General features: G+C 62.5%; 4 protein-coding genes. 3 read left to right on the plus strand and 1 reads right to left on the minus strand.

Annotation, left to right across the window (positions count from 1 at the left end):
* Positions 1 to 38 precede the first annotated feature (38 nt).
* Complete coding sequence (locus B3397_RS15700; RefSeq protein ID WP_296251737.1) at positions 39 to 932, minus strand: DUF808 domain-containing protein; 894 nt, start codon at positions 930 to 932, stop codon at positions 39 to 41.
* A 182-nt stretch (positions 933 to 1,114) separates the two neighbouring features.
* Between B3397_RS15700 and B3397_RS15705 the strand changes: the two genes are divergently transcribed.
* The 3 genes from B3397_RS15705 (at position 1,115) to hyi (ending at position 4,542) form a co-directional block, all read left to right on the plus strand.
* The gene (locus B3397_RS15705; RefSeq protein ID WP_296251739.1) at positions 1,115 to 1,720 is read left to right on the plus strand and encodes a TetR/AcrR family transcriptional regulator; all 606 of its coding nucleotides are present in this window, start codon (positions 1,115 to 1,117) and stop codon (positions 1,718 to 1,720) included.
* 204 nt (positions 1,721 to 1,924) lie between these two features.
* Positions 1,925 to 3,700, plus strand: coding sequence for a glyoxylate carboligase (gcl, locus tag B3397_RS15710; protein ID WP_296251741.1), 1,776 nt, complete (start codon positions 1,925 to 1,927; stop codon positions 3,698 to 3,700).
* A 59-nt stretch (positions 3,701 to 3,759) separates the two neighbouring features.
* Complete coding sequence (gene hyi, locus B3397_RS15715) at positions 3,760 to 4,542, plus strand: hydroxypyruvate isomerase (protein ID WP_296251743.1); 783 nt, start codon at positions 3,760 to 3,762, stop codon at positions 4,540 to 4,542.
* Positions 4,543 to 4,601 lie beyond the last annotated feature (59 nt).

Consider the following 4,601-nt stretch of genomic DNA (forward strand, 5'->3'; position numbering starts at 1 on the left):
TGAGGGGACCATCCACCACCGCCATCAGCCCCTACCCCTTACTTACCCAACAACTTCTTCCCCAACGTCACCACCGCCAGCACCACACCCCCCGTGACGATACCCGTCACCGCATCCACCAGGGTGCTGGCCACCGTCCCCATCACGCCGCCGCCGGCCATCTGCACCACCGCCTCGCTAATGTGATGCACGAACGGCAAGCCGTGGGCAATGATCCCACCGCCCACCAGAAACATCGCAATGGTCCCCAGAATCGACAGGGTCTTCATCAGCACGGGCGCCAGCCACAGCAAGCCGTTGCCGACTGCCTGGCTGACGGCGCCGGTCTTCTGCTTGAGGTGCAGGCCCACGTCATCGAGCTTGACGATGCCCGCCACCAGGCCATAGACACCCGCGGTAATCAGGACCGCCGTGATCACCAGCACGCCGACCTGGTCGAGAAACGGGCGGGTGGACACCACGCCCAGCGCCAGCACGATGATCTCGGCCGAGAGGATGAAGTCGGTGCGGACGGCGCCTTTGATCTTGTCCTTTTCGAAGGCGACCATGTCGACCTTGGCGTCAGCCATGGCAGCCTTGCGCTGTTGATGCTCGGTTTCCACCTCCTTGTGAAGAAACTTGTGGGCGACCTTTTCGAAGCCCTCGAAGCACAGGTAGGCGCCGCCGATCATCAGCAGCGGTGTGATCAGCCAAGGCGCAAACGCACTGATGAGCAACGCGGCTGGCACCAGGATGGCCTTGTTCAGCAGCGAGCCCTTGGCCACTGCCCAGACCACCGGCAGTTCACGGTCGGCCTTGACGCCGGTGACCTGCTGCGCATTGAGCGCCAGGTCGTCGCCCAGTACACCGGCGGTTTTCTTCGCGGCCAGGGACACGTCGTCCAGCAGTGTGGCGATGTCGTCCAGAAGGGTAAGCAAGCTGCCTGCGGCCACGGGTATATCCTTGTGTTGGGGTTAGGAAGCTGACGCAAGCCATGGGCTTAAGTTCCATGTTACGACATGCCAAACCCCGGCGCAGGCCCCATTCTTGAGGCGTGCGCGAGGGCGGTGCTACCATGCCGGACCACCCGGCCCGGCAGCTTGCCGTGATCGAGAGACAAGGACCCTGCCCCACCATGAGCAGTATTCGTGAGCGCAACAAAGAGCTGATCCTGCGTGCGGCCAGTGAAGAGTTTGCCGACAAGGGCTTCGCCGCCGCCAAGACCAGCGACATCGCCACCAAGGCGGGCGTGCCCAAGCCCAATGTCTATTACTACTTCAAGTCCAAGGACAACCTCTACCGCGAGGTGCTGGAAAGCATCATCGAGCCCATCCTGCAGGCCTCCACGCCGTTCAATGCCGACGGTGTGCCCAGTGAAGTGCTCAGCGCCTACATCCGCTCCAAGATCCGTATTTCCAGGGACCTGCCGTTTGCCTCCAAGGTGTTCGCCAGCGAGATCATGCACGGCGCCCCGCACCTGAGCCCGGAGCAGGTGGAACAGCTCAACGCCCAGGCGCGGCACAATATCGAATGCATCCAGACCTGGATCGACCGCGGGCAGATCGCTGCGGTGGACCCGCATCACCTGATGTTCAGCATCTGGGCGGCCACCCAGACCTACGCCGACTTTGACTGGCAGATCGCCGTCGTAACCGGCAAAGCCCGGCTTGAGGAGCAGGATTACGAGGCGGCTGCCCAGACGATCATTCGGTTGGTGGTCAAAGGGTGTGAGGTGGGGTGATTGCCTTGGCTCTGATTGGGGTCGGCGATTGATGACCCCTGCCCGCCAATATTGTATCCAAATTCTAGCCTGATTCGTTCCACGCTTGTCCCGTCTCCAATCCCCCTCCCCCGAAAATAAACGATTGACCCCGGCCCGATCTCCTGAATAAACTCGCCTCCAAGGAACTTGTATACAATTACAAAATCTATGGAGCACAAAATAATGACAAAAATGAGAGCAATCGACGCAGCAGTTCTGGTCATGCGACGCGAAGGCGTCGATACCGCCTTCGGCATTCCCGGAGCCGCGATCAACCCGCTGTATTCGGCAATGAAAAAAGTGGGCGGTATCGATCATGTGCTGGCGCGGCACGTCGAAGGCGCTTCGCACATGGCCGAGGGCTACACCCGGACTCAGGCAGGCAACATCGGCGTGTGCATCGGCACCTCCGGCCCCGCCGGCACGGACATGGTCACCGGCCTCTACAGCGCCTCGGCCGACTCCATTCCCATCCTCTGCATTACGGGCCAGGCACCACGGGCACGCATGCACAAGGAAGATTTCCAGGCGGTGGACATCACCAGCATCGTCAAGCCAGTGACCAAGTGGGCGACCACGGTGCTCGAACCTGGGCAGGTGCCCTACGCCTTCCAGAAAGCCTTCTACGAAATGCGCTCCGGGCGGCCTGGTCCGGTGTTGATCGACCTGCCGTTCGACGTACAGATGGCCGAAATCGAATTCGACATCGACGCCTACGAGCCCCTCCCGGTCGGCAAACCTGCCGCCAGCCGCATCCAGGTGGAGAAAGCCCTGGCGCTGCTCGACAGCGCCGAAAGGCCACTGCTGGTGGCCGGCGGCGGGATCATCAACGCCGATGCCAGCGACAAGCTGCAGGCCTTCGCCGAGCTCACCGGCATCCCAGTGATCCCCACCCTGATGGGTTGGGGCACCATCCCCGACGACCATCCGCAGATGGTCGGCATGGTGGGCCTGCAGACGTCCCATCGCTACGGCAACGCCACCCTGCTCAAATCCGATGCGGTGCTGGGCATCGGCAACCGCTGGGCCAACCGCCACACCGGGTCCGTGGACGTCTACACCGAAGGCCGCCGCTTCATTCATGTGGACATCGAGCCGACCCAGATCGGCCGCGTGTTCACCCCCGACCTGGGTATCGTCTCCGACGCCGGCCTGGCGCTGGACATGTTCCTCGAGGTGGCGCGCGAGTGGAAAGCCGCCGGCAAACTCAAGTGTCGTGCCGCCTGGCTTGCCGATTGCCAGCAGCGCAAGGGCAGCCTGCAACGCAAGACCCACTTCGACAGCATCCCGGTCAAGCCCCAGCGCGTTTATCAGGAGATGAACCAGGTGTTCGGCAAGGACACCTGCTATGTCAGCACCATTGGCCTGTCGCAGATCGCTGGCGCGCAGTTCCTGCACGTCTACAAACCCCGCCACTGGATCAACTGCGGCCAGGCTGGCCCGTTGGGCTGGACCATTCCGGCGGCGCTGGGGGTGGTCAAGGCGGACCCGACGCGCAAGGTCGTGGCACTGTCGGGCGATTACGACTTCCAGTTCATGATCGAAGAACTGGCCGTGGGGGCCCAGTTCAACCTGCCGTATATCCATGTGGTGGTGAACAATTCGTACCTGGGCCTGATTCGCCAGGCCCAGCGCGGTTTCGAAATGGACTACTGCGTGCAGCTGGCCTTCGAGAACCTCAATGCGCCTGAGCTCAATGGCTACGGCGTGGACCACGTGGCGGTGGCCGAGGGCTTGGGCTGCAAGGCGCTGCGGGTGTTCGAACCGGATCAGATCCAGCCCGCGCTGCGTCAGGCGCAGGCGCTGATGGCGCAGTTCCGGGTGCCGGTGGTGGTGGAGATCATCCTGGAACGGGTGACCAACATTTCCATGGGCACCGAGATCAATGCCGTCAACGAGTTCGAAGACCTCGCTCTGGTGGGCAATGATGCGCCGACCGCGATTGCCCTGCTCGACTGACCCTCTATCCTGACAAGACCTGCGCCCTGGCCCCGGGGCGCCGCTACCGGAGACCGACCATGCCGCGTTTCGCTGCCAACCTGTCCATGCTGTTCACCGAACAGGATTTCCTCTCGCGCTTCGCTGCCGCCGCGAAGGCCGGCTTCACGGGCGTGGAGTACCTGTTTCCCTACGACTACGAACTGGCCGATCTCAAGGCCCAGCTCGATGCCCATGGCCTGACCCAGGTGTTGTTCAATTTGCCGGCGGGCGATTGGGCCAAGGGTGAGCGCGGCATCGCTTGCCATCCGGACCGCGTGGAGGAATTCCGTGCCGGGGTCGATCGCGCCATCGCCTATGCCCAGGTGCTGGGCAACACCCAGATCAATTGCCTGGCCGGGATCACCCCGACAGGTGTCGATGATGGGTTGGTGCGCAAGACCTTGGTCAATAACCTGGCCTACGCTGCCGACCGCCTGGGTGGCGCGGGCATTCGGCTGATCATGGAGGCTATCAATACGCGCGATATCCCTGGCTTCTACCTGAACACCACGGCGCAGGCGCTGGAGATCCAGGAACAGGTGGGCAGCAGCAACCTGGGCTTGCAGTACGACATCTACCACATGCAGGTGATGGAGGGAGATCTGGCCCGAACCCTCACCACTCATCTGGCCCAGATCGATCATGTGCAGTTGGCCGACAACCCAGGCCGGCATGAGCCGGGCACCGGCGAGATCAATTACCGGTTTCTGTTCGAGCACCTGGACCGGATTGGCTATCAAGGCTGGGTGGGGTGTGAGTACAAGCCGTTGACCACCACCGAGGCGGGGTTGGGCTGGATGAAGCAACTCAACGTGGTCTGATTCGAATCGTGTGCGTTTAGCGCCCTCTCCCCCAGGGCGAGGGCTGGGGTGAGGGGACC

The sequence above is a fragment of the Pseudomonas sp. UBA4194 genome (assembly GCF_002379585.1).
Classification (GTDB): domain Bacteria; phylum Pseudomonadota; class Gammaproteobacteria; order Pseudomonadales; family Pseudomonadaceae; genus Aquipseudomonas.